Here is a 22,622-nt window from a genome sequence, read left to right as displayed (position 1 = left end):
CGATAGCTCTGGTCCTTTTGCGACCTTCAGAACTGCGAAGGACGGAGGCATGGCTGTCGATAGGGAAAAACTCCACCAATCGGCTGGATACAAACGACAGGTCGATGCTCTTGTTGAGCTTTCGCGCCAGCTTCATTCGAGGAAGAAGCCTGCATAACGGAATAAGGAAGGGGTACTGGCCCTTTCTTTGTGTTTGAGGATCAAGGATGAATAACGCCGCGTTCGCGTTGCTCGTACTCGCTGCTGGGTACATCGCCGCACGGCGAAGCCTAATCTGGCGGCCGCACGTATTTCGAAGCGACGGGCACGCTCTGTATTTCCTTGTGGTTGTCACCGCGCTTGCCGTTGCCGCATTTAGCGGCCTCGCGCTTCATGAGATCGAGCAGCTACCCCGTGTCGGGACATTTGCTCGCGACTGCCTGGCAAGATTGCTGAAGGCGTTCGGTGCTGAGCCGGCCGCGCAGTCGCTTGGCTCCATAGCACTGGTCTCCGTCCCGACAGCATTCTTGCTGGCGTGGATGCTCAATATTCCGCTGGTGGCGTGCCGTACGTTGCGGGCTGCGCTCCTCATGCGACTGAGCTGCCTTAGCGAACTTGAGGAATTCCTCTGGGCGACCACGTCGAAGCAACTTCCCGTGATGCTCACAATGGCCTCCTCGAAGGTGTACGTCGGATTCGCGATCGACACCTCAACCACGCGTGGCGAGAGGGAATGGGTACGAATCGAGCCTTTCCTCTCCGGCTACCGGGACGATAAGCAAAGCTTTGAACCCGTGACGGATTACACGTGGCTTCATACTGGCTCGGCCGACCCGGCCCAACGATCGATCGAGGAATTTGACATCCTCCTACCGGCTGACGAGATCAGATCGGTGCACGCGTTTGACCTACCGACTTATCTCACCAAATTCAAACAGGCTGAACCATTCGAAGGACCACTTCAGCAAACCCGACCGCCCCGCGAAGTCGCCACAAGCGTCAGCAAGGCAGAGCGCTTCTACATGTTCTATGTTGGAGGCATATTTTCGATGCCCGTGGCCTCTTTCTTCTTCGGTGCGATAGGGCTAGCCACAGGCTTTCTTCTCACTTCTCTGTGCGGGCGAGCGTCCATGCTGGAAGAGACTGACAACCCGTAATCGCAACGGGATATGCGACGTCTGACGCGCAACGCGTTCTTCTCTGACGAAAAACTGGTCAGGATTCTCATGTTTTCGCCGCCTGCCGGGCGGTACCGTTGACTCCTATTCACTAAGCGGGAGTCGACATGCGCCCCTACACCACGAAACACGACGACGATCTCCGGCTCGGGGCTCCGTCGAGCCTCCCCTCAGAGGATGCCTCGAACGCAGGGTCGCTTCGCGAGTGGCTTGCCGTTCTGAGCGAGCGCCTGAGCCACGTGTCGACCGCCGTCCGCGACCTGACGGGACGGACCAGCTTCGTCGACGACAGTACGGCAGACGTCCGTCGCCGCCTCGCCGTCGTCGAAGAACGCCTCAGTCACACCGCCACGAAGTCGTGGGTCCTCGGATGCGCCGTCGGGGTGTTGGCGGCCGGCCTGGCCGGCACACTGGGCGGATTCTGGTGGATCGTTCAGCAATACATCGGGCCGTTGCTGCGCGTTTCGGCCGGCTGAAGCAATCGAGCTAGAATCCTCCCGGCCGCGGAGCGCGGCAATCAGGGGAATCGGGATGAAAGGTTATCTGCTTGGGGCCGCCTTGCTGGCTGTTTGCGCATGGGGCTATCTACAGACAAAGAAGCTGACAGCCAGCGGCATCGAAGCGTTCTACCAGACCGACGCGGAAACGACAGGGCATCACTATACGGACGCATCCTGTGCGGTTCTGGCCGACGATTTCCGCGGCTCGTCGTCAGGAGTGATCAATGGTAGGGCCGTCCCGCAAAGGACAATCGGAAAGCCCGAATTCTGTGACAACATGAAGAAGTTCTCCGACACGCTCGAGAACTTCGAGAAGCGCTCGGGCCGAAGCGCCGAGCCCTCTTACAGCACGGACCTCACTGACACGACCTATGCCGCCGACCATCGCAGCGCCACCGTGCACGTGGCCTACCAGTACAGACTGCTTGGCGGGCGCCTGATGAACGTCCACGGCACGCGTGTGGATACCCTGGTCAAGCGCGATGGCAAGGTGCTCCTGCTCGCCAGCGAGGACCACACCAACGGAACGATCGGCCCCCAGTGACGGCTCAGGCGTAGTGCGTCGGGTCCGGTACGCAGGCCTTGGCGAAGCCCTCCGCGCGGAGGCGGCAGGCATCGCAGTGACCGCAGGCGCGGCCCTGGGCATCGGCCTGGTAGCAGCTCACCGTGGCGGCGAAATCGACACCCAGGCGCATGCCCTCGCGGACGATATCGCCCTTGCCCATCTCCATCAGCGGCGCATGGATACGGATGCCGGCGCCTTCGACGCCAGCCTTGGTGGCCACGTTGGCCAACGACTGGAAGGATTCGATGAAGGCAGGACGGCAATCCGGGTAGCCGGAATAGTCGACGGCGTTGACGCCGCAAAAAATATCGCTCGATCCCAGCACTTCGGCCCAACCCAGCGCAATGGACAGCATGATGGTGTTGCGCGCCGGTACGTAGGTCACGGGGATGCCCGTCCCGCCGTCTTCCGGCACGTCGATGTCGGCGGTGAGCGCCGAGCCGCCAATGCTGCGCAGGTCCACGTGCACGGTCTTGTGCGTGACTGCGCCAAGCATCGTGGCGACGCGCTCCGACGCCTCGAGCTCCGAGCTGTGGCGCTGGCCATAGGCCACGCTCAGTGCGTACACCTCGAAGCCCTGCTCGCGTGCCATGGCGATCGTGACGGCGGAATCCATGCCACCCGACACGAGGATGACGGCCTTGCGGGAGGGGTTCGAAGCGTTCATGGCACTACCTTGATGTTGTCAGTGGCCAGCCGCGTCGTTCCATAGCAGCTTGTGCAACTGCAACTGGAATCGTACCGGCAGGCGTTCGGCGAGGATCCACTCGGCCAGCTCACGAGGCTGAACCTTCGACCACACCGGTGAAAAGAGCGGCATCACGCGTTGGTCCAGTGCGTGCTCGCGGACGACGTCTCGCGACCATTCGAAGTCGCCGCGGCTGGCGATGACGAACTTGACCTGGTCGTGCGGCAGCAGGTGGTCGAGGTTGGACCACAGGTTGCGCGCACACTCGCCGGAGTCCGGCGCCTTGAGATCCATCACCTTGCGGACGCGCGGATCGACGCCGGAGACATCCAGCGCGCCCGAGGTCTCGAGCGACACCTCGTGACCGGCGTCGCACAGCTTACGCAGCAGGATCAGGCAGCGCTTCTGCGCCAGCGGCTCACCGCCGGTGACGCAGACGTGTTTAGCGCCAAAGCTGGCGACATGCTCGACGATGGCGTCGATGTCATGCCACTGGCCGCCGTGGAACGAATATTCGGTGTCGCACCAGACACAGCGCAGCGGGCAGCCGGTAAGGCGCACGAAGACGGTCGGCCAGCCGATCGCATCGGCCTCGCCCTGCACGGAGTGGAAGATCTCGGTGATCCGCAGTCGTTCCGCGACGGGCGCGCCCGGCGGGAAGTCCGCCAGAGTTGCGGTGTTACCGTTCATGGGATCAGTTGGCCGTCTGGCGCTGCAGACGACGCAGGCGTTCCTGTGCGAGGYCAGCGGCCTTGGAACCCGGATACTTGGCCGAGACCTGTTTCAGAGTCGCGATGGCTGCGTCCTGCTGCTTCAGCTCGATTTGGCAATAGCCGACCTTGAGCAGGCCATCGGAGACTTTGTCGCTCTGCGGATACTGCTTGACCAGTCGCTGGAAGGCTTCGATCGCCACCGGATAGTTCATGGTCACGTAGTACGACTCGCCCAGCCAGTAATAAGCGTTGGGCGCGAGCGGGCTGTCCGGATACTTGGTCAGGAAGTCGCGAAACCCGCGCGAAGCGGTGACGTAGTCACCCGCACGTAGCGACTTGAACGCAGCGTCGTACGCAGCCTGTTCGGTGGCGCTGGCCGCGGCCGTCGGCGCGGTCGCGGGCGCTGCCTGCTGGCCTGCCGCCGGAGCGACTGCCGTAGGCGTGGGCGCGGGAGCCTGGGGTGCATTGGGGGACGCGGCGGGCGACGGGGCCTGCGCTGCTCCACCCTTTTCAAGACGACCCAGCCGCGAATCGACATCCGCGTACTGCGCCTTCTGGGAATCCTGGAGTTGCTGGTTCTGGTGCTGCAGCTCTTCGATCTGACCCTGCAACTGCGAAAGCTGCTGCTGGAGATCGTTGACCTGGTTGACCAGCGGAGTCGTACCGGCGTCCTTCTGGGACTGCTGCTCGAGGCGCGACACACGGTCGGCGAGACTCAAGCGGGAGTCCTGCGCGTGGACGGGCAGACCAAAAAGCGTGGCGGACGCAATTGCGCCCGCCACGCCAAGCCTGGCCATAAAACGGTTAGCCAGAAGCTTCTTCATTACTTACTTCGCGGTGTAGACGATCTCAACGCGACGGTTCTTGGACCAGCAATCATCGTTGTGCTCACGGCAGGTCGGCTTTTCCTTACCGTAGCTCGTGACGTTGACCTGGCCAGCCGAACCGCCAGCAGCCTGGAGGGCGCTGGAAACGGCATTGCCGCGACGCTCGCCGAGGCCGAGGTTGTACTCACGCGTACCGCGCTCGTCGGTGTTGCCCTCGAGGGTCATAGCCGACTGCGGACGGTCCTGCAGGTACTTGGCGTGGCAAGCGATGATCTGCTGGAATTCCGGCTTCACATCGTTCTTGTCGAAATCGAAGTACACAACGCGCTGACGGAGGCAGGCATCGGTATCGAGATCCGACGGCTGGTACTTGCCGTCATTGGTGGGGGCCGTGGTCTGTGCAACCGGCTCAGCCGGGGGCGGCGTCACAGGCTTCACAGTCTTCTTGTTACAGGCGACCGCGCCCACGCAAAGCAGGGCGGCCAGGGTGACGCTAACGGTCTTATTCATGGGACGTTCCTTCAACAGTTGAGTTCCGACAGTCGATATACGGTTTCGGGACAGGCACCGCCGGTTGTCCGGCTGTTTTTCTACTTACATCTACGCCGACGGGGTGCTGTCCCGCACCCTGCGTCTTCGTTCCGGCGACTGCCTTTAAAGCAACTGCCGGTTAACCTTGCGTCCGCAGAAAAGGCGCGGAACACCCGCGCCCCTTCCCTGGACTTTGCCGATGTCGCGGCCCGAAACGGGCGCGCCATCAACGCTGTCTATAGGGTCCCCAGGACGGCTCGCGCACGTCACCGTCCGCGAGGACGAGACGCTGGCGTACCAGGCCGTCTGCCGAAACCGCATACAGGACACCTCGCGTACCCTGCGATGCCGCATAAAGCAGCATGCTGGCATTTGGCGCGAAGCTGGGCGAATCGTCCACGTTACCCGGGGAAACGAAGCGCACCTGCCCGCCCAGACTGCGGTCCATGATAGCGATACGATACACGTTCCCGTTGCCCTGCACCATCGCAATCTGCTTGCCGTCGAAGCTCACCGAGGCGCTGGCGTTGAAGCCGCCCTGGAAGGTGACGCGCGTGGCCGCACCACCCGATGCTGACATCTGGTAGATCTGCGGCTTGCCCGAGCGATCCGACGTAAACAGGATGCTCTGGCCGTCCGGCGTGAACGTCGGCTCGGTATCGATCGAGAAGTTGTTGGTCAGGCGCGTCTCGGCGTGGCTGGCCACGTCGATCACGAAGATCTCGGGGTTACCCACGTAGGACAGGCTCACGGCAAGCTTGCTGCCATCCGGCGACCAGGCCGGTGCGCTGTTGATGCCACGCGGGTGGGCGGCGATCAGGCTGCGCGAACCGGTGGAGATGTTCTGTACGTAGACGGCCGAGTTGCCGCTTTCGAACGAGACGTAGGCAATCTTGTTGCCGTCCGGCGACCAGGACGGCGACAGGAGCGACTCGCGCGAACGGGCCACGGTCTGCGGGTTGAAGCCGTCCGAGTCCGCGACGATCAGCGAATAGGTCGCGTTGTTACCGGTACCCACCGCCGTGATGTAGGCGATGCGGGTCCAGAAGGCGCCACGGACGCCGGTGATCTTTTCATAGATCTGGTCGGCGATCTGGTGGGCAACGCCACGCAGGTCACCCGCCGGGGCGGTGAACGACTGGGCCAGCAGGCTCTGCTGCTTGTTCACGTCCCACAGCTCGTACTCGACCTTGAGCATGCCGCCGCCCGCATCGTTGATGCGACCGATGGTCAGGAAGTCCTGCTTCAAGAGGCGCCAGGTCGGGAACTTGATGTCCGATCCCTGCGACGGCGTCTCGACGATGTCGGCCTTGTCGAGCGAACGGAACTTGCCCGAACGGTTGAAATCCGCGCGAATGACGTCTGCGACGTCGGTCGGCAGCGGCGCACCGCCGGCCTGGGCGAAAGGCACCACGGCGATAGGCGTTGCGGTCTTGAGGCCACCGACAATGTCGACGTTGAGCGACTGGGCAGCGGCAGGGCCGGCCACGAAGGCGGTCAGCACGACCAGGAGGAGAGCGAGGCGGGAAAGCGTTCTGCGCATGGGCGGATTCATTGCGACCTGGAAGTGTGAGACGGCGACGGCATGGTAACGCGATGGGGCCGGACAGCATGACCCGAATCTGAACCGCCCCGCCCGGCATCGACCGGATCGGGGCGGGCACCATCATTGCGGTCGGAACGTGAAGGTGAGGTTTCTCTGGAACACGTCCTCGAAGCCCGCATAGGGCAACGGCTGGGCGCGAAGTACAGCATTCTCGATCGAGGCCTTGCCGGAAGCATCATAAGGACAGCTGGCGTCGGCCTTTGCGCTCAGCACCTGACCACCCGGGATCTGGGTGATGTGCACCATGCAGGGGGCGTTCGGCATGTTGTCCGGACGCAGCCAGTTCGGCGTCACCGCGTTCTGGATCGCTGCGATGTACAACGCCTGCTTGCTGTTGTCCTTGCCGTTCTGACCCGTCTGGAGCTTGTCGGCGGCCGGGACGTCATCGCGACCGTCGTCCTTGGCGTTCTCGAGGTCCTTCAACTGCTGGTCGGCCTGCTTCTTCTTGCTGTCGGCCTGCTTGGTCTGCGACTTGGCGGCGTCGAGCTGTTTGAAGATCTCGTCGATCTCCTTCTGTTTCTGCTTCTTCTTCTCGTCCTGCTGAGCGTCCAGCTCGGCCTGGCGCTGGCGCTGCTGCTCTTCCTGCAACTGCTTGGCGTTCTCGGCCTTCTGCACGGCGTCATCGACCACCTTCTCCTGGTCCTTCAGGGCGGGTGTCTTCGGCGGAGGCGGCAAGGTCTCGACTTTCGGCTTCTCGGGCTCAGGGGGCGTCGGCGTCGGCTGCGCCGGCGGAGGCGGCACCGTATTCGGCACCGGCTTGGTCGCGTGCTTCGGCGGCGGCGCACCGGTGGGCCCGATCAGGGTCGCTTCGATGATCTGACCCGGAAGCTGGATCGGCGCCGGACACTTCAGCGGATTCCATTCCGCGGGCACACCCAACGCTTCGGCCCACTTTTCGTAGTCCGTGCAGGGAATGATCGCGAAGCCCAGGAAGGCCACGATGCCCAGATGGAGAAGCGCGGCGAGGACGACCGCGCGGGGCGTGCCGTTACGGTTTTCCATTCTGCGCCGACTGCGGCTGGCTCATCAGGCCGATCTTGGAGACACCGGCCTCCTGAAGGATCGGGAGGATCGAATAGACCTTGCCATAGCCGACGCGCTCGTCGCCGGCGACCAGAACCTGGAGCTCCGGGTTGGCGTCGTGGAAGGCGGTGATCTTGGCCTTGAACTCGTCCGCGCTCACCGGCTCGCGCTTGGCGCCGTTGGCGGTGAGGTAGATGGTACCGGCCTCATCGACGGAGACGACGACAGGGTCCTTCTTATCCTGCAGGGACTTTGCATTGGTCTGCGGAAGCTGGATATCGACACCGAGGTTCATCATCGGCGTGGTGACCATGAAGATGATCAGCAGCACAAGCATGACGTCGATATACGGCACGACGTTGATCTCGGACTTCAGTTTCCGCTTCTGGCGGCGATGAACGTTGCGCGTAGCCATGGCGCGGGCTCAGGCCACGTCGTCGGCGTGGATCTGGCGCTGCAGCACCGAGGAGAACTCTTCCTGGAAGACCTCGTAGCGCGACGCGATCCGCTCGACCTTGGTGGCGAAGCGGTTGTACGCCCAGACGGCCGGGATCGCGGCGAACAGGCCCATGGCCGTGGCGATCAGCGCTTCGGAGATGTGCGGGGCGACCACGGAGATCGTCACGTCCTTCATCTCGCCGAGGCCCTGGAAGGCGCCCATGATGCCCCACACCGTGCCGAACAGGCCGATATACGGGCTGATCGAGCCGACGTTGGCGAGGAATTCGAGGTTCTGCTCGAGCTTGCCGATCTCGCGGGTGCCGGCAACGCGCATGGCGCGCTCGGAACCTTCCATGATGCGGTCAGCGTCGGACACCCGGCGCTGGCGCTGGCGGGCGAATTCGCGAAAGCCGGCTTCGAAGACGTTCTCGATGCCGTGCTGACCCTCGCGATTACCCACCTCACGAAACAGGGCGGCAAGATCCGCACCCGACCAGAAACGGTCTTCGAAGGTCTCGGCGTTGTCGTGGGCGGTCTTCAGCTGGCTGTACTTGCGGATGATGATCACCCACGACAGGAACGAGAACGCCAGCAGCAGGAGCATGACCAGTTGTACGGGCAGGCTCGCTTCCGCGACCAGCTTGAAAATGTTCAATCCACCGTTCATCGCTTGAAGACTCTCCGCCGGTATCTATGGCTTTAGTAAATGGGGAATTCGTTGGGGAACAGGTCCGCCGGAATCTGGGCCGGGCGCATCGTGTCGAGGTTCACGCAAGCCGCGCGCACCGTAGCGCGCACCAGCGTCGTGCCCCCACACACAATCTCCTGATCGAACAGCATACTGGCTGAACGACGTTCTTTGACGCCCACGCTGACCAGGAGTTCATCATTCAGACGGGCCGGGCGGAGGAAATCGAGCTGCATGTCCCGGACCACGAAGCCCAGGCTCGTCGCCTCACGCAGCACCACCTGGTCGATGCCCTGAGCGCGGAGCCACTCCGTGCGGGCCCGTTCCATGAAGCGAAGGTAGTTGGAATGGTAGACGACACCACCGGCATCGGTGTCTTCCCAGTAAATCCTTACGGGCCAGCTGAAGGCGCTCATGCGTCGTCCGAAAAGAGGTCTGGAGCCACCGTCTGGCGCGGTGGCGGGGTCAGGCCCAGATGGCGCCAGGCCTTGGCGGACGCCATGCGGCCACGAGCGCTGCGGATCAGGTAGCCCTGCTGGATCAGGTAAGGCTCGACCACGTCTTCCAGGGTGCCACGATCCTCGCTGAGAGCAGCGGCGAGCGATTCCACGCCGACCGGGCCTCCATCGAAGTTCTCGATGATGGTCTTCAGCAGGCGGCGATCGAGGTCGTCGAAGCCCAGGGCGTCGACCCGGAGCATGTCGGTGGCCGCGCGCGCCAGGTCATGGGTGATCTTGCCGTCGCCGCGGACCTCGGCGAAGTCGCGCACGCGACGTAGCAGCCGGTTGGCGATACGGGGCGTGCCCCGCGAGCGCCGGGCGATCTCCACGGCCCCTTCCATGTCGCATTCGATGTTGAAGATGCGGGCCGCACGACGGACGATGGCCGTCAGCTCGTCCACGCTGTAGAACTCCAGCCGCTGGATGATGCCGAAACGGTCGCGCAAGGGGCCGGTGAGCAGGCCCGCGCGGGTCGTCGCGCCAATCAGGGTGAACGGTGGCAAATCAAGCTTGATCGAGCGGGCCGCGGGGCCCTCGCCGATCATGATGTCGATCTGGAAGTCCTCCATGGCAGGGTAGAGCACTTCCTCGACGACAGGAGACAGGCGGTGGATCTCGTCGACGAAAAGGACGTCGTTTGCCTCGAGATTGGTCAGCAGCGCGGCGAGATCCCCCGCGCGCTCGAGCACCGGACCCGAGGTGGAGCGGACATTTACGCCCAGCTCGTTGGCAATCACGTGGGACAGCGTGGTCTTGCCCAGGCCCGGGGGCCCGAAGATCAGCACGTGGTCCAGCGCGCCCTGCCGGCGCCGCGCCGCCTCGATATAGATGGCCATCTGCTCGCGCACCGTCTCCTGACCGAGGTACTCGGAAAGCCGTTTCGGACGAATGCTGGCTTCCAGCGCATCGTCGTCCATGGCGGCGGTGGCGGAAATGATGCGGTGCTCGGACATGGCCGCATTATGGCAGGGTTTAGCCGACCTACCGCTTCGCGGTTCATCCTTCGGAATGCGCGTGATGGCGTACGGTCACCCTCCGTGACGAGAGACAGAGAAAGGTCACCACCGCGGCAGTCAAGGTGATGGCGGAAAGCACCAGAAGCAGGATGCGGAACGCCTCGTCGTACTGCTGCACGAGCAAGGCGCGCGGAATCGATGGCGCCCACCGTTGCGCCTGCGCCAGATCACCGGCCGCGAGCCGCGCGCCCAGGTCCCTGGCGGCACCCTGAGAAAGAAGCTGCCCGGCATCGGTCAGGCGAATTCTTGCATCGACGACGGAGGTGAGCACGGCCATCACGATGGCCAGCGCCACACCTTCCCCGGCGACACGCGTGGTGCTGAAAATGCCGGTGGCCATGCCTGCGCGGTCAATGGGCACGACCGTCATCGACAACCCATCCATCAGCCCCCAAGGAAATCCCGCGCCGCATCCGATGAGCAACATGGCCGGAATCATCGCCGCCGGGTTGCCCCCGGGAACGCGACTCATGAGCCACAGACCGAAAGCAGCCACCAGCAATCCCGATGCGGAAAGCGCGCCCGGCGCGATCCAACGAGCAAGCCATGACGCGAACGAAGGCACCACCACGATGGGCGCACTAAGGGCCAGCATCAGCACACCCGCATCCAACTCATTGCGACCGTCGATGCCGATGAATCGCAGCGGCAGCAAAACTAACAGGACGATGTAGCAGTAGCACGTGCCGATCGGCAGCAACTGGATCCCGACGAAGCGCGGAAAGCGAAACAGCGAAAGATCCAACATGGGACGGCGAACCCGCAACTCCACCCAGACGAACAGGCCCGCAAACACCACGAAAGCGGCCAACAGCGTGACGGTCGGCAGACTGCTCCACCCGTACAGAGGAGCCTGCACCACCGCGAATGTGAAACTTCCCAACGCCATCGTGAAGGTTACGGCGCCAGCCCAGTCCACACCCGATGCGGCCGGATCGCGCGACTCGCGCATGGTCGTTGCACCGAAGATCAGTGCAGCCGCACCGATCAGGGCGATGCTCAGGAAGATCGAACGCCAACCGGCGTGTGCGATGAGGACACCGGCCAGTAGCGGCCCAAAAGCGAGGCCGATGCCGAAGCTCGTGCCGAGCGCACTAAAGGCCCGCATCAAGGCACGTCCCTGGAACACCTGAGCCAGCGACGCGGAACCACCCGCCAGCGCGGCGGCCGAGGCGGAACCCTGGAGTGCCCGAATGGTATCGATGGCGAGCACGCCCGGCGCAATACACAAGGCAAGCGACAACAGCGTCAGGCTCGCCACCCCACCCACGAATACGCGCTTGCGCCCGAACTCATCGGCCAACGCACCGGCCGCCATCAGCGAACTTCCGAACGTCAGCATGAAGGCATTGGTGATCCAGGCCAGATGCGCGCCGGCATTGGCGAACTCACGTCCAATGGCCAGCGTGGCCACGGCGCCTGCCGAGAAATTGAGCGGCAGGATCACGGCGGCAAGACAGACCGCTATGAGGACAGGCAGACCGCGCGATGGCGCGGGACGAGAGACGGTGAGCATGGACAGTTCCTTGGCAAAAGCAAGGACTGCATGCTATTTGGGACGCAATTAAAGATAATCAGGCCTAGATTCCGCGCATAGAGGACTTCATGTCTTGAATCAGGCCACGGTAAACCTCGCCCGCATTGCCACGTTCGTGCAGACAGCGGAATCCCTCAGTTTCGTCGGTGCCGCGCGGCAACTCGGCGTCTCTGCCTCGGCCGTGGGCAAGTCGATCGCGCGACTGGAGAAGTCGCTGGGTGCGCGCCTCTTCCAGCGCAGCACACGTACCATCCGTCTGACGGACGAAGGGCGACTTTTCTACGAACAATGCCGCAAGGTACTTGACGATCTGCACGACGCCGAAGCCATGGTGTCGGAGTCGACGCAAACGCCGCGCGGGCGACTCAAGGTAAGCCTGCCCACCATCGGATACCGCTTCCTGGTGCCGCATCTCGCAGAGTTCCACCAGATGTACCCGGACGTGGAGCTCGACATCGATTTTAGCGACCGCCTCGTCGATATCATCGAGGATGGCTTCGATGCCGTGATCCGAAGCGGCGATCTTCCGGACTCGCGGCTCATGTCGCGCCTGCTCGGGCCCTTCCGCTTCGTTCTGTGCGCCGCGCCCTCCTACGTGCAGCGGCGAGGCATGCCCGTCAGCGTCGCGGCGCTGGCCGAGCACGATTGCCTTCAGTTTCGCTTCCCGACCAGCGGCAAGATTCGCGACTGGCCCTTCGCCAGTGCCGGCACCGCGCATCACCCGCTGACCTGCAGCAACATGGAAGCGATACGGGCGGTAACGATCGAGGGGCTTGGGCTGGGCTACATGCCAGACTTCCTTGCCCGAGACGCCCTCGCCGACGGGACACTTCTACTCATTCCTTTGGCACTACCCGCCGACGAGGGACGCTTCTGGGTCGTATGGCCGTCCAGCCGCCAGCTCTCACCCAAGATTCGTGTCTTCGTCGACTTCGTCTGCGCGCGCCTGTTCAAGGAATCGGCCGACGGCTAGGACACCTTCGTCAGATCTCGACCTGCGCACCCAACTCGATCAGCCAGTTGCCCGGGATAATGCTGGCTTCCAGCGCATCGTCGTCCATGGCGGCGGTGGCGGAAATGATGCGGTGCTCGGACATGGAAGCATATGGCAGGTCTACGAGTGGGACGGCCCTCGCGGGCCGTCCCACCGGGCAACCAGCTTCACTCAGCCCCCGCCACCAAGACTCCTTGCGAGTTCCAGCATCGCCTCCTGGTTTATCTCGGTCGCGTCTCGATTCACCGGCTGGAGATCCAAGCGAAAGTCGGTGCTTTCGTTTACCCAGCCAACCGATACCAAGGTCGCTCCGTCGGGAGATTTCATGGTCTTGACGGTAGCAGGATGACCGTTGACCTCCGTATTGAGCCACTCTTTGACCAGAGTGATGGAACCGCCACTTTCCTGATACTCGGATTCATCGAGCTGGATGAACCCCAGGCCGGGGACATCCCATGACCGCGTGACTCCGCTCCATCGCCCACCGACGATGCCACCGGCCGTGGTTGCCTCGATCATCGGCACGTGCTCAAGTCGCGTACCGGCGACCGATATCGGCGCATAGCGCAAATGAGGGAGAATTTCGACGAGCGAGTGATATCGCCTGTCGAGACGCGACGACGCACCCCGCGTCGGCTCCACTGCCTGTGAAGCCAGACGCAGATCCGGAACAACGCCATCCTCCGCGGTGTACGAGCCAATGCTCGCCTGCTGGGCAATTTCCGAGCGGACTCGCTCGGCGACCGGCCCCACGAAGGGCGAGTCCTCCAGGGGAACGATGTGGAGGCCGGGGGACGTCGGCAACTTGGTGAGGTCGAGGCCGTCCTTGTGTGCCGCTTCGATGGTCTCCGACGAAGGCTTAAGAAAAGCGGTAGCGACATCCGTCGCCGATAGATTGCTCATGGGTGCCAGGGCGAGTGCAGCGGACAACGCGTGGCACAGACCGGAAACTCTTTTCTTCGAGACTGTCATGTCACCACTCCGTCAAATTGCAGTTAGTGGTGGTCGTCCAGTGCGTTGAAAGCCGCGCCATGTCGTCACCGTACATGTGATACCCGGACACTGTGTTCCGGCTCCAATCACCTACGTCACCTGCGTAGGATCGCCACGTCACATTCCATGGCGCGTGCACGGAATGCCCGCCCACCGACCCGAACCCCGTGTGCAGGCTTTGGGTATACATGTAGTGAGTTTGGAGGGCCGGACGGTCGTAGGTGACCGACTCGTTGATGGCGCCGGCCACACAATTGGCGCGACTAAGCCATGTAACGCCGGCAGATGCGTCGGCACATATCGCCGCCGTTGCGAGCGCAAAGGCATATTTTACTGAACCCATGAGATCGCCTCATTTCATGTCCGCGAATCGGACACGTCGAGGCTAAGGTTCGAGCGTTGATCCATGAATCGGCCCGCATCGACGGGCGAGTAAGGGATAAGCATTGTCGAGGACGCGGGCGAATCCTGGCCGTACCGAGGACTCGCCCGTGCACATCAGGTCAGATCTCGACCTGCGCACCCAACTCGATCAACCGGTTGCCCGGGATCTGGAAGAAGGCCGTTGCCGGCATGGCGTTACGTGCCAGGAAAGCAAACAGCTTGTCGCGCCAGAGGGCCATGCCCGGACGACGCGCATCGGCGACGATGTTTTCACGGGACAGGAAGAACGTGGTGTCCATCATGTCGAAGTCGAGACCCTTGGGTCCGGCACGACCGAGCGACGCCGGAATGTTCGGATCCTCGGCAAAACCGTAGCGCAGCTGCAGCCCGTAGAAACCGCCGCCGTACTCGATGACGTCCATCCGCTCGTCGTAATCCGCCACGGGCGTCTCCAGCATCTCCACGGTGAGCAGCACGTTGCGCTCGTGCAGCACCTTGTTGTGCTTGAGGTTGTGCAGCATCGCGTGCGGTACGGAGTTCTGGTTGGCGGTGAGGAACACGGCCGTACCCGGCACACGCAGCGGTGGGTGGTCCGAGATATTGGCAACGAAGGGCTCGAGCGCGAGACCGGACTGCTTGATCTCGCGAACCACGAGGTCCCTGCCCCGGCGCCAGGTGGTCATGATGGTGAAGATCACCACGCCGAGCACCAGCGGGAACCAGCCGCCGTGCGCGATCTTCAGCGCGTTGGCGCCGAAGAATGCGAGGTCGACAATGAGGAAGACCACGCCCACGGTGATGACCGCGGACCAGTGCCAATGCCAGCGATAACGTGCGACGACGAGGGCCAGCAACGTGGTCATCGTCATCGTGCCGGTCACGGCGATACCGTAGGCCGCGCCGAGGTTGTTCGACGAACGGAAGCCGATCACTGCCAGCACCACGAGGACGAGCAGAAGGCGGTTGACCCAGGGCACGAAGATCTGCCCGGACATCTCGTGGGAGGTGTGCACCACGGCCATGCGCGGCGAGTAACCCAGGGACATCGCTTCGCGCGTCATCGAGAAGGCGCCCGAAATCACGGCCTGCGATGCGATCACTGCCGAAGCCGTGGCCAGCGCGATCATCGGGTAGAGCAGGTTTTCCGGCACCATCTTGTAGAAGGGATTCTCGATCGCGCTCGGATCGTGCAGCAGCAGCGCGCCCTGCCCGAAATAGTTGATCAGCAGGGCCGGCAGGACAAAGAAGAACCAGGCCAGGCGGATCGGCTTCTTGCCGAAGTGACCCATGTCCGCGTAGAGCGCTTCGCCGCCGGTAAGGGCCAGCACCACGCCTCCCAGGGCGATGAAAGCCTGCTTACCGTGCTCCATGAAGAAGCGAACCGCATACACGGGATTGAGCGCGTACAGCACCTGCGGATGATCGACGAGCTGACGCAGGCCGAGCCATGCAAGAACGAAGAACCAGACGATCATGACCGGCGCGAACGCCTTGCCGACGATCTCGGTGCCGTGACGCTGAATGGCGAAGAGCGCCACCAGGATGACCAGGCAGATTGGCAACACGTAGGTCTCGAGGGAGGGCGCAGCAACCTCCAGGCCTTCCACCGCCGAAAGTACCGACATGGCGGGCGTGATCACGCCATCGCCGTAGAACAGGGACGCACCGAAGATACCGATGGCCGCAAGCACCCAGCGGGCGCGGGGCGAGCCGCTGACACTGCGCTGGGCCAGCGCCATCAGCGCCATGATGCCACCCTCGCCCTTGTTGTCGGCGCGCATGACGAAGGTGACGTACTTGAGCGAGATCACCATCAACAGCGACCAGAAGATCAGCGACAACACGCCGAGCACGGCCATCGGTTGCGGCGTCATGCCGTGAGTGCCGAGCGTCTCCTTCATCGTGTACAGGGGACTCGTACCGATGTCGCCGAAGACGATGCCGATGGCACCGAGCGCAAGCGCGGCCAGTTTCTTGCCGTGCGCGTTGCGCAGCTCTTCAGCGTGATTATGCTGACCCATGGTTCAACTTCCCAGCGCGGCGCGTAGCGCCTTGCGAATGATGGCTTCGGCGGTGTCGCCATCGGCGGCGACTTTCTGCACAAGGCGCGAAGCTTCCACGGGCTTGTAACCGAGTTGTTGGAGGGCAACGGTGGCCTCGGCCACCGGATCGGCGGGTACGACTTCACCGGCAACGGTCGAAGGCAGGCGTACACCCACGGCGTCGACGCGGTCGCGCAACTCGACCACCATGCGCTCGGCGGTCTTCTTGCCGATGCCTGGAATCTTGGTCAGTGCGACCACGTCACCGGCATGAACCAGCCGGGACAGATCGTCGGTGGACACACCCGAAAGGACGGCCAGCGCGATCTTCGCGCCGATACCGCTGACCTTGAGCAGGTGACGGAACATGGCCCGGTCAGGCTCCCGGAGGAACCCGTAAAGCGAAACGCCATCCTCTCTTACCGCGTAATGGATAAGCAGGGTGACTTCCTTGCCGGTGGCCGGGAGATCGTAAATCGTGGACATCGGGGCGTCGACGTCGTAGCCGACACCGCCTACCTCGATAAGCAACGACGGAGGCTGCTTGCTGATGAGAGTCCCGCGCAGTCGACCGATCATCGGCGACGCCTCCATGCCGTGCGCGGGATGCCCACGCGTTCGATACTGGTCCGGGTGTGCGCATGGGCGACAGCGATCGCCAGCGCATCGGCGGCGTCCGCCTGGAGCGGACCCTTGATGCCGAGAATCAACCCGATCATGTGCTGGACCTGGGTCTTGTCGGCGCGGCCTGTTCCGACCACTGCCTGCTTGACCTCGGTCGCCGCGTATTCATGCACGATCACTCCCTTACTGACCATGGCGACAATCGCCGCGCCACGCGCCTGACCCAGTTTGAGCGCTGAGTCGGGGTTGCGCGCCATGAAAACACGCTCGATCGCGGCTTCGACCGGACCATGCTCGCCGATGATGGCGCAGAGTTCGTCAAAGATGCGTTTGAGGCGCAGCGGGAAGGTCGCCTCCCCGCCAATGACGAGCGCACCGTGCCAGACGTGAGTCAACGTGCCGTTGTCGGCCACGTCGATCACGCCCACACCCGTGCGCTGGCTGCCCGGATCGATACCGAGAATGCGGGTCATGACAGCGAGGGGTTCACGAGCTCACGCGTCTTCCGCATCCTGGCTGGGCAGGATGGCGTTGTGGTAGACCTCGTCCACGTCGTCGAGGTCGTTCAGGCGGGTCAGCAGCTTCTCGAAATGCTCGAGGGCTTCGCCGGAAGGCGTCACCAGCGGGCCGTTCGGGCGCATGACCACGTCGGAACCGTCGATGTCGAAGCCAGCGGCGACCAGCGCCTTACGCATGGCTTCGACGGCGATCGGATCGGGAGCGAGCAACACGCTGCCGATACCGTTCTCGATGACGATGTCCTCGGCGTTGTTCTCGATGGCGGCTTCTTCCAGCTTCGCCTCGACATCGGCGTCGCCGCCGGTGTGGACGACCACCTGGCCGACGCGGGTGAACTGGAAGGCCACCGAGTTCGTCGTGCCGAGGTTGCCGCCGAGCTTGGTCAGCGCAGCGCGGACGTCGGCGACCGTGCGGGTCTGGTTGTCGGTGACGCAGTCGATGATCAGCGCGGTACCCGCCGGACCGTAGCCCTCATAGCGGATCTCGTGCATGTCGGCGCCGCCTTCGGCACCCGAGCCGCGCTTGATCGCGCGGTCGATCGTGTCCCGGGTCATATTGGCGCCCAGGGCCTTGTCCACGGCTGCCCGCAGGCGCGGGTTGCCATTGGGATCGGGCACGCCGCCACGGGTGGCAATGGTGATTTCGCGGATCAGCTTGGTGAACACCTTGGCGCGCTTGGCGTCTTCGGCGTTCTTGCGACCTTCGATGGACGGGCCTCTACCCATGTGCGTTTCCTGGCTCTACCGGACTGACGAGGGCGCGATTCTAGCCGCAATCACGTTAAGGGGCTAAGGGGGTGTCAAACCGACCGTCCCGAAGAAAAACAGCAACCTGCTTCGCCACATCGGCGGACATCAGCATCCCGGTGTGGCTGGTCTCCAAGACGCAGTGGCCGGCCAGGCCGGGCAAACGGGTTTCTTCGACGCCGACGGAGCCATCGTGCTCGTCACCCAGCGCACCGACGAAGGCGCCCAGGCCGACGGGCATGCGACCAGCGATCATGCCGACCTCGCGAGCGCCATCCCAACGGTCCAGGCCGTGCTCGAGGAGCTCGCGCGAGCGGCCGAGCAGCATATCCCCGCCCCAGCGATGGGTGAGGCCGCGGGCCGCCCCGCTACCATTGAGCGGTGAACCGAGGCAGACGATCCGCCCCTGCGGCAAATCGTCATCCCTGCAGGCAAGCAGGGCGAGAATCCCGCCGAGGCTGTGTCCGACTACATGCACCGGGCCCGGGCCCAGGCTGCGGATCCGCTTGCGCAGGCGAGTGATCGCCTGCTCCGGCGGCGCGGCCACACTCATGTATTCGAACTGGTGAACGCTGAAACCTTCTTCGCGAAGGCGCCGATGCAGCATGGCCATGGCGAATCCCCGCATCCACAGACCGTGGAGAAGCAGGACTTCGGGCAGGTTGTCGGTCATCGGTATGCGACGCCGGTCAGGCCTTGGGCTCCACGGCGACGCGAACGTGGAGTTCCTTCAGCTGCGGCTCGGAAACCGGCGACGGCGCGTCGGTCATGAGGTCCTGCGCGCTGGTCGTCTTCGGGAAGGCGATGACATCACGGATGGACTCTGTGCCGGCCATCAGGGCGGCGATGCGATCGATACCGAAGGCCAGGCCGCCGTGGGGCGGCGCGCCCATGCGCAGCGCCTTGAGCAGGAAGCCGAACTTGGCGTCGGCCTCCTCCGCGCCGATGCCGAGCAGCTCGAACACGGCGCTCTGCATGTCCGGGCGATGGATAYGGATGGAACCGCCGCCGATCTCGTTGCCGTTGAGGACCATGTCATAGCCGCGACTCACCGAGTTGGCGGCGTTCGCGCGAAGGTCGGCGATATCGTCGACCTTGGGCGCGGTAAACGGATGATGGAGCGCCACGTAGCGCTGCTCGTCCGCGTCGTATTCGAACATCGGGAAATCGGTGACCCAGAGCGGCTTCCACGCGTTCTCGACCATGCCGCGATCGCGACCCAGCTTGATGCGGAGCGCCCCCATGAAATCGGTGACCGTTTTCCAGCTGCCTGCGCCAAAGAACACGATGTCGCCGGAGGCGGCGCCGGTAAGCGTCAGCACCTGCTCGAGGGCGGCATCGTCGAGGAACTTGGCGACGGGTGAGTTGATACCCTCACGCCCCTTGGCGAGGTCGTCCACCTTCAGCCAGGCCAGGCCTTTCGCACCGTACTTGCCGGCGTATTCGGTCAGGCCATCGATGTCCTTGCGGGACAGGTCGGCGGCACCCGGCACGCGCAGGGCGGCCACGCGGCCGGCCGGATCGTTGGCCGGACCGGAAAACACCTTGAACTCGACGTGCTTCACCGCGTCGGCGATATCGGTCAGTTCCAGGGGGATACGCAGGTCGGGCTTGTCCGATCCAAAACGGCGCATGGCCTCTTCGTAGGTCATGCGCGGGAAGCTGGCAGCGAGCTCGACCTGGCGCACTTCACGGAACACATGGCGAATCAGGTTCTCGACGAAATCCTGCACGTCGCGCTCTTCAACGAAAGCGAACTCAAGGTCGAGCTGGGTGAATTCCGGTTGGCGGTCGGCGCGAAGGTCCTCGTCGCGGAAGCAACGGGCGATCTGGTAGTAGCGGTCGAAGCCAGCCATCATCAGGAGCTGCTTGAACAGCTGGGGCGACTGCGGCAGCGCGTAGAACTGACCCGGATGCACGCGGCTCGGCACGAGGTAGTCACGCGCACCTTCGGGCGTGGCCTTGGTCAGGATCGGGGTTTCGATGTCCTGGAAACCCGCGTTGTCCAGATACCGACGCAGCTCGCGAACCAGCCGGGTGCGGGTGCGCATCATCTGCTGCATTTCCGGACGGCGCAGATCGAGGTGGCGGTAGGTCATCCGCATGTCTTCGTTCGGCGTTTCATGCAGCGCGAAGGGAAGATCCCGGGCCGCATTGAGGATCTCGACCTTGTCGGCGATCAACTCGACGGTGCCGGTCTTCAACTTGTCGTTGGCCGCCAGGCGCTTGCGGACCTGCCCGGTCACCCGGATGCAATACTCGTAACCCAGCTCGCCGGCAACGGCGAAAGCATCGGCGTTCTCGCGCTCGATCACTACCTGGGCGACGCCCTCGTGATCACGCAGGTCGACAAAGGCCACATGGCTTTGCAGGCGCAGGGTATTGACCCATCCGCAAAGGGTGACGTTCTGGTCGATCAGCGACTCGTCGATGAGTCCGCAAAAATGGCTGCGCATGCGCTTGAAGCTTCGTGGGAAAAGACCCCGGATCGTACCACGCCCCAGGGTCCCGCCTCCCGTTCCGGGGCTCAGCGACCGCCCACGGAGAAGATGCCGCGACACCCCCGGTCGACCCAGATGCCGTCGCGATCGACGCCCCAGCTGTAGCCTTCCTGGCACCGCGCGTCCGAGTCCTGGCGGATCAGGCGCGGCCGCCCGTAGCGCGTGTCGACATCGCAATGGCCATAGCCGCCGTTATGGCTGCCGCAGTCGATCGTGCGCTGCGGACGGTCGTCGCCCCACCCCGGGCGACCCTCCCCGCCGGGTCGCCCGCCACCCCAGCCACCAGCCTCGGCGAAGATGCCGCGGCAACCCCGGTCAACCCAGATGGCATGGATGTTCTGGTCGAAGCCCCAGGTGCGATCACGAACGCAGGCCGCCTTCGAGTCCTGGCGAACCAGCTGCGCATCACGCCAGCGCACCGGGCATCGCCCCGGCTTGTTATCACTGCTTCCGCAGTCGATCGTACCGCGTTGCGCCTGCGCTACCGGCGACACCAAACCCATCGTCACAGCCATCGCCACCAGGACAAGGCCACCCAGCACACCGCGCATACGCACACTCCGTTGTCATTCCAAGGATGGGCATACGCTATCGCAAGAAATTGCAACGGGCTTTGAATGGTGGGCGACGGCTCCCCCGCCGAATCAGCTGTTACCCGATCCGGACGAGGAGGAACCGCCTTTGGTGGCGGGTGCGGGCGGGGCCGCGGGGGCAGGCGCCGGGGCGGCCGCGGGCGTCGCGGCGGGAGCCGGTGCAGGTGCGCCGGAGGAGCCTTCCGCAAGATTTTTCTTCTTGTCCCCGTCTTTCTTGAAGTCCGTTTCGTACCAGCCGCCACCCGCCAGGCGGAACTGGGGCGCGCTCAGCATGCGGCCCACCTGCGATTCGCCGCAGTTCGGGCAGACGGTGGGATCGGCGTCGGACATCTTCTGCAGCCGCTCGAAGCGGTGCCCGCAGGCTTTGCACTGGAACTCGTAGATGGGCATGTGGCGGTTCTCTGAACGTCAGCCCGCGATTATCTGCCCGTAAGCTTCACGCCGGAATACTTTTGCGTTGCACCAATAGGGAGAAAAAAGCCAGTTTCATGCCAAGCCCTTGAAAATAGGTGTATCGAAGCCTTTGTTTCCCCATGATGGCGCACGCGTGACGAATCTGTTGACGCGCCGCAGCGAGAATGCCTAGCGTCGATCCCAGCGCGGCTTTCCAACCGCGTCCGCGGGGCACTCCCGCCCTGCGTGCGTAGCTCGCCTAGGGGACCCATCGATGACGACAGGCAAGACCTCTCGACGCAAGCCGGCGGCCAGCTTCTGGCTCCCTGCCCTCGGACTCATGATCGTGATGCCCGGTTACGCTCAGGACAGCACGCCACCGCCGGACGCCAAGCAAGCCCGCCAGCTCGACCAGGTCGTGGTGACCGGTACCCGCAGCACCAACCGGACCGAAGCGGAATCATTGTCGCCGATCGACGTGCTTTCGCCCAAGGACCTCACCTCCAGCGGGGCGACGGACCTCGCCACGGCCCTGGGGCGACTCCTGCCTTCGCTGGACTTCCCACGCCCGGCGATCAACGACGGTAACGATGCCGTCCGGCCCGCGAGCCTGCGCGGTCTTTCACCGGACGACACCCTCGTGCTCGTCGACGGCAAGCGCTACCACACGTCCGCGCTGGTCAACTACAACAACTCCGTCGGCCGCGGGGCCGCACCCGCCGACCTCAATTCCATTCCGATCTCCGCGATCGATCACATCGAAGTGTTGCGCGACGGCGCCGCCGCGCAGTACGGCTCCGATGCCATCGCTGGCGTCATCAACATCGTGCTCAAGCACGGCGCCGGCGAAGGCAAGAACAGCATCAATGCCAACGGCGGCATCATGAGCCAACGCGACGGTGCCACCAACGGCATCGACGGCTCCATGGGCGTCGACCTGGGCGGCAAGGGTGCGGATGCGAAGGGCTGGCTGCGCGTCGCCTGGAATTACCAGGACGCCATGAACACCAACCGGCGCTCGCCCCTGTCGCTGTATTCACC

General features: G+C 63.7%; 25 protein-coding genes. 5 read left to right on the top strand and 20 right to left on the bottom strand.

Annotated features, from left to right (window positions below; genetic code table 11):
• Positions 1-206: 206 nt before the first annotated feature.
• The 3 genes from AC1DSN_RS05740 (at position 207) to AC1DSN_RS05730 (ending at position 2,201) form a co-directional block, all read left to right on the top strand.
• Complete coding sequence (locus AC1DSN_RS05740; protein WP_063571778.1) at positions 207-1,136, top strand: hypothetical protein; 930 nt, start codon at positions 207-209, stop codon at positions 1,134-1,136.
• A 128-nt stretch (positions 1,137-1,264) separates the two neighbouring features.
• Positions 1,265-1,633: a hypothetical protein gene (locus AC1DSN_RS05735; RefSeq protein ID WP_477329898.1), complete on the top strand. Its 369-nt coding sequence runs from the start codon at positions 1,265-1,267 to the stop codon at positions 1,631-1,633.
• Positions 1,634-1,688: 55 nt separating this feature from the next.
• The gene (locus AC1DSN_RS05730; RefSeq protein ID WP_063571780.1) at positions 1,689-2,201 is read left to right on the top strand and encodes a hypothetical protein; all 513 of its coding nucleotides are present in this window, start codon (positions 1,689-1,691) and stop codon (positions 2,199-2,201) included.
• A 4-nt stretch (positions 2,202-2,205) separates the two neighbouring features.
• Here AC1DSN_RS05730 and queC read toward each other — a convergent pair whose 3' ends face one another.
• From queC to AC1DSN_RS05675, 11 genes are all read right to left on the bottom strand, one after another.
• Complete coding sequence (queC, locus tag AC1DSN_RS05725) at positions 2,206-2,889, bottom strand: 7-cyano-7-deazaguanine synthase QueC (protein ID WP_477297142.1); 684 nt, start codon at positions 2,887-2,889, stop codon at positions 2,206-2,208.
• A gap of 18 nt (positions 2,890-2,907) precedes the next feature.
• Complete coding sequence (gene queE, locus AC1DSN_RS05720) at positions 2,908-3,600, bottom strand: 7-carboxy-7-deazaguanine synthase QueE (protein WP_213948577.1); 693 nt, start codon at positions 3,598-3,600, stop codon at positions 2,908-2,910.
• 4 nt (positions 3,601-3,604) lie between these two features.
• Positions 3,605-4,447: a tol-pal system protein YbgF gene (gene ybgF, locus AC1DSN_RS05715; protein ID WP_477329895.1), complete on the bottom strand. Its 843-nt coding sequence runs from the start codon at positions 4,445-4,447 to the stop codon at positions 3,605-3,607.
• Positions 4,448-4,450: 3 nt separating this feature from the next.
• Complete coding sequence (gene pal / locus AC1DSN_RS05710) at positions 4,451-4,960, bottom strand: peptidoglycan-associated lipoprotein Pal (protein WP_063571213.1); 510 nt, start codon at positions 4,958-4,960, stop codon at positions 4,451-4,453.
• Between the two features lie 247 nt (positions 4,961-5,207).
• Positions 5,208-6,536, bottom strand: coding sequence for a Tol-Pal system beta propeller repeat protein TolB (gene tolB / locus AC1DSN_RS05705; protein ID WP_213948575.1), 1,329 nt, complete (start codon positions 6,534-6,536; stop codon positions 5,208-5,210).
• Between the two features lie 111 nt (positions 6,537-6,647).
• Positions 6,648-7,589 (bottom strand): cell envelope integrity protein TolA, encoded by a 942-nt coding sequence (gene tolA, locus AC1DSN_RS05700; protein ID WP_213948574.1) that lies wholly within the window; start codon positions 7,587-7,589, stop codon positions 6,648-6,650.
• A complete protein-coding gene (gene tolR, locus AC1DSN_RS05695) occupies positions 7,576-8,025 on the bottom strand; it encodes a protein TolR (RefSeq protein WP_213948573.1) in 450 nt (149 codons plus the stop codon). Before tolR ends, tolA begins: the two co-directional genes overlap by 14 nt.
• Positions 8,026-8,034: 9 nt before the next feature.
• Positions 8,035-8,718, bottom strand: a complete 684-nt coding sequence (gene tolQ / locus AC1DSN_RS05690) for a protein TolQ (protein ID WP_063571209.1) — start codon at positions 8,716-8,718, stop codon at positions 8,035-8,037.
• Positions 8,719-8,750: 32 nt separating this feature from the next.
• Positions 8,751-9,155 (bottom strand): tol-pal system-associated acyl-CoA thioesterase, encoded by a 405-nt coding sequence (gene ybgC / locus AC1DSN_RS05685; RefSeq protein ID WP_477294990.1) that lies wholly within the window; start codon positions 9,153-9,155, stop codon positions 8,751-8,753.
• Positions 9,152-10,192 (bottom strand): Holliday junction branch migration DNA helicase RuvB, encoded by a 1,041-nt coding sequence (ruvB, locus tag AC1DSN_RS05680; protein ID WP_063571207.1) that lies wholly within the window; start codon positions 10,190-10,192, stop codon positions 9,152-9,154. Before ruvB ends, ybgC begins: the two co-directional genes overlap by 4 nt.
• 43 nt (positions 10,193-10,235) lie before the next feature.
• Positions 10,236-11,771, bottom strand: coding sequence for an MFS transporter (locus AC1DSN_RS05675; protein ID WP_477329893.1), 1,536 nt, complete (start codon positions 11,769-11,771; stop codon positions 10,236-10,238).
• Positions 11,772-11,865: 94 nt separating this feature from the next.
• On the opposite strand from AC1DSN_RS05675, the gene AC1DSN_RS05670 reads away from it, so the two are divergent.
• Positions 11,866-12,765, top strand: a complete 900-nt coding sequence (locus tag AC1DSN_RS05670; protein WP_477294986.1) for a LysR family transcriptional regulator — start codon at positions 11,866-11,868, stop codon at positions 12,763-12,765.
• Between the two features lie 192 nt (positions 12,766-12,957).
• On the opposite strand, the gene AC1DSN_RS05665 is transcribed toward AC1DSN_RS05670, so the two are convergent.
• The 9 genes from AC1DSN_RS05665 to AC1DSN_RS05625 all read right to left on the bottom strand — a co-directional run bounded on the left by AC1DSN_RS05665 (position 12,958) and on the right by AC1DSN_RS05625 (position 21,578).
• Positions 12,958-13,758 carry a hypothetical protein gene (locus tag AC1DSN_RS05665; RefSeq protein ID WP_477329891.1) on the bottom strand — a complete coding sequence of 267 codons (801 nt, stop codon included), beginning with the start codon at positions 13,756-13,758 and terminating at the stop codon, positions 12,958-12,960.
• Positions 13,759-14,282: 524 nt separating this feature from the next.
• Complete coding sequence (locus AC1DSN_RS05660) at positions 14,283-16,184, bottom strand: potassium transporter Kup (protein ID WP_213948570.1); 1,902 nt, start codon at positions 16,182-16,184, stop codon at positions 14,283-14,285.
• Between the two features lie 3 nt (positions 16,185-16,187).
• Positions 16,188-16,784 (bottom strand): Holliday junction branch migration protein RuvA, encoded by a 597-nt coding sequence (ruvA, locus tag AC1DSN_RS05655; RefSeq protein WP_477329889.1) that lies wholly within the window; start codon positions 16,782-16,784, stop codon positions 16,188-16,190.
• Complete coding sequence (ruvC, locus tag AC1DSN_RS05650; protein WP_063571204.1) at positions 16,781-17,302, bottom strand: crossover junction endodeoxyribonuclease RuvC; 522 nt, start codon at positions 17,300-17,302, stop codon at positions 16,781-16,783. The genes ruvA and ruvC overlap by 4 nt, the downstream gene beginning before the upstream one ends.
• Positions 17,303-17,323: 21 nt before the next feature.
• Positions 17,324-18,073 (bottom strand): YebC/PmpR family DNA-binding transcriptional regulator, encoded by a 750-nt coding sequence (locus AC1DSN_RS05645; protein WP_213948568.1) that lies wholly within the window; start codon positions 18,071-18,073, stop codon positions 17,324-17,326.
• Positions 18,074-18,128: 55 nt separating this feature from the next.
• Positions 18,129-18,767: an esterase/lipase family protein gene (locus AC1DSN_RS05640; protein ID WP_213948567.1), complete on the bottom strand. Its 639-nt coding sequence runs from the start codon at positions 18,765-18,767 to the stop codon at positions 18,129-18,131.
• A 16-nt stretch (positions 18,768-18,783) separates the two neighbouring features.
• Entirely contained in the window at positions 18,784-20,550 is a 1,767-nt protein-coding gene (gene aspS, locus AC1DSN_RS05635) for an aspartate--tRNA ligase (protein WP_477329887.1), read from the bottom strand.
• Between the two features lie 71 nt (positions 20,551-20,621).
• Positions 20,622-21,146, bottom strand: a complete 525-nt coding sequence (locus AC1DSN_RS05630) for a DUF3011 domain-containing protein (RefSeq protein WP_477298272.1) — start codon at positions 21,144-21,146, stop codon at positions 20,622-20,624.
• 93 nt (positions 21,147-21,239) lie between these two features.
• Entirely contained in the window at positions 21,240-21,578 is a 339-nt protein-coding gene (locus tag AC1DSN_RS05625; RefSeq protein ID WP_477298273.1) for an FmdB family zinc ribbon protein, read from the bottom strand.
• Positions 21,579-21,930: 352 nt separating this feature from the next.
• Here AC1DSN_RS05625 and AC1DSN_RS05620 point away from each other — a divergent pair.
• Positions 21,931-22,622: TonB-dependent receptor plug domain-containing protein (locus AC1DSN_RS05620; protein WP_477329900.1), on the top strand; the 692-nt coding region annotated here is incomplete at its 3' end.

It is taken from the genome of Luteibacter sp. P4_D7_3, from assembly GCF_056401735.1.
Note: the sequence above shows the minus strand (reverse complement) of the source record. Positions and strands in the feature narration are given on the sequence as shown.

What these genes read in the sequence shown, in the direction of transcription:
- AC1DSN_RS05675 (WP_477329893.1), bottom strand. Translation starts at nt 11,771, where the DNA reads ATGCTCACCGTCTCTCGTCCCGCGCCATCGCGCGGTCTGCCTGTCCTC.
- tolA (WP_213948574.1), bottom strand. Translation starts at nt 7,589, where the DNA reads ATGGAAAACCGTAACGGCACGCCCCGCGCGGTCGTCCTCGCCGCGCTT.
- tolQ (WP_063571209.1), bottom strand. Translation starts at nt 8,718, where the DNA reads ATGAACGGTGGATTGAACATTTTCAAGCTGGTCGCGGAAGCGAGCCTG.
- tolR (WP_213948573.1), bottom strand. Translation starts at nt 8,025, where the DNA reads ATGGCTACGCGCAACGTTCATCGCCGCCAGAAGCGGAAACTGAAGTCC.
- AC1DSN_RS05645 (WP_213948568.1), bottom strand. Translation starts at nt 18,073, where the DNA reads ATGGGTAGAGGCCCGTCCATCGAAGGTCGCAAGAACGCCGAAGACGCC.
- AC1DSN_RS05630 (WP_477298272.1), bottom strand. Translation starts at nt 21,146, where the DNA reads ATGCGCGGTGTGCTGGGTGGCCTTGTCCTGGTGGCGATGGCTGTGACG.
- ruvC (WP_063571204.1), bottom strand. Translation starts at nt 17,302, where the DNA reads ATGACCCGCATTCTCGGTATCGATCCGGGCAGCCAGCGCACGGGTGTG.
- ruvA (WP_477329889.1), bottom strand. Translation starts at nt 16,784, where the DNA reads ATGATCGGTCGACTGCGCGGGACTCTCATCAGCAAGCAGCCTCCGTCG.
- ybgC (WP_477294990.1), bottom strand. Translation starts at nt 9,155, where the DNA reads ATGAGCGCCTTCAGCTGGCCCGTAAGGATTTACTGGGAAGACACCGAT.
- AC1DSN_RS05740 (WP_063571778.1), top strand. Translation starts at nt 207, where the DNA reads ATGAATAACGCCGCGTTCGCGTTGCTCGTACTCGCTGCTGGGTACATC.
- pal (WP_063571213.1), bottom strand. Translation starts at nt 4,960, where the DNA reads ATGAATAAGACCGTTAGCGTCACCCTGGCCGCCCTGCTTTGCGTGGGC.
- AC1DSN_RS05625 (WP_477298273.1), bottom strand. Translation starts at nt 21,578, where the DNA reads ATGCCCATCTACGAGTTCCAGTGCAAAGCCTGCGGGCACCGCTTCGAG.
- AC1DSN_RS05665 (WP_477329891.1), bottom strand. Translation starts at nt 13,758, where the DNA reads ATGACAGTCTCGAAGAAAAGAGTTTCCGGTCTGTGCCACGCGTTGTCC.
- queC (WP_477297142.1), bottom strand. Translation starts at nt 2,889, where the DNA reads ATGAACGCTTCGAACCCCTCCCGCAAGGCCGTCATCCTCGTGTCGGGT.
- AC1DSN_RS05735 (WP_477329898.1), top strand. Translation starts at nt 1,265, where the DNA reads ATGCGCCCCTACACCACGAAACACGACGACGATCTCCGGCTCGGGGCT.
- queE (WP_213948577.1), bottom strand. Translation starts at nt 3,600, where the DNA reads ATGAACGGTAACACCGCAACTCTGGCGGACTTCCCGCCGGGCGCGCCC.
- tolB (WP_213948575.1), bottom strand. Translation starts at nt 6,536, where the DNA reads ATGAATCCGCCCATGCGCAGAACGCTTTCCCGCCTCGCTCTCCTCCTG.
- AC1DSN_RS05730 (WP_063571780.1), top strand. Translation starts at nt 1,689, where the DNA reads ATGAAAGGTTATCTGCTTGGGGCCGCCTTGCTGGCTGTTTGCGCATGG.
- ruvB (WP_063571207.1), bottom strand. Translation starts at nt 10,192, where the DNA reads ATGTCCGAGCACCGCATCATTTCCGCCACCGCCGCCATGGACGACGAT.
- AC1DSN_RS05640 (WP_213948567.1), bottom strand. Translation starts at nt 18,767, where the DNA reads ATGACCGACAACCTGCCCGAAGTCCTGCTTCTCCACGGTCTGTGGATG.
- AC1DSN_RS05660 (WP_213948570.1), bottom strand. Translation starts at nt 16,184, where the DNA reads ATGGGTCAGCATAATCACGCTGAAGAGCTGCGCAACGCGCACGGCAAG.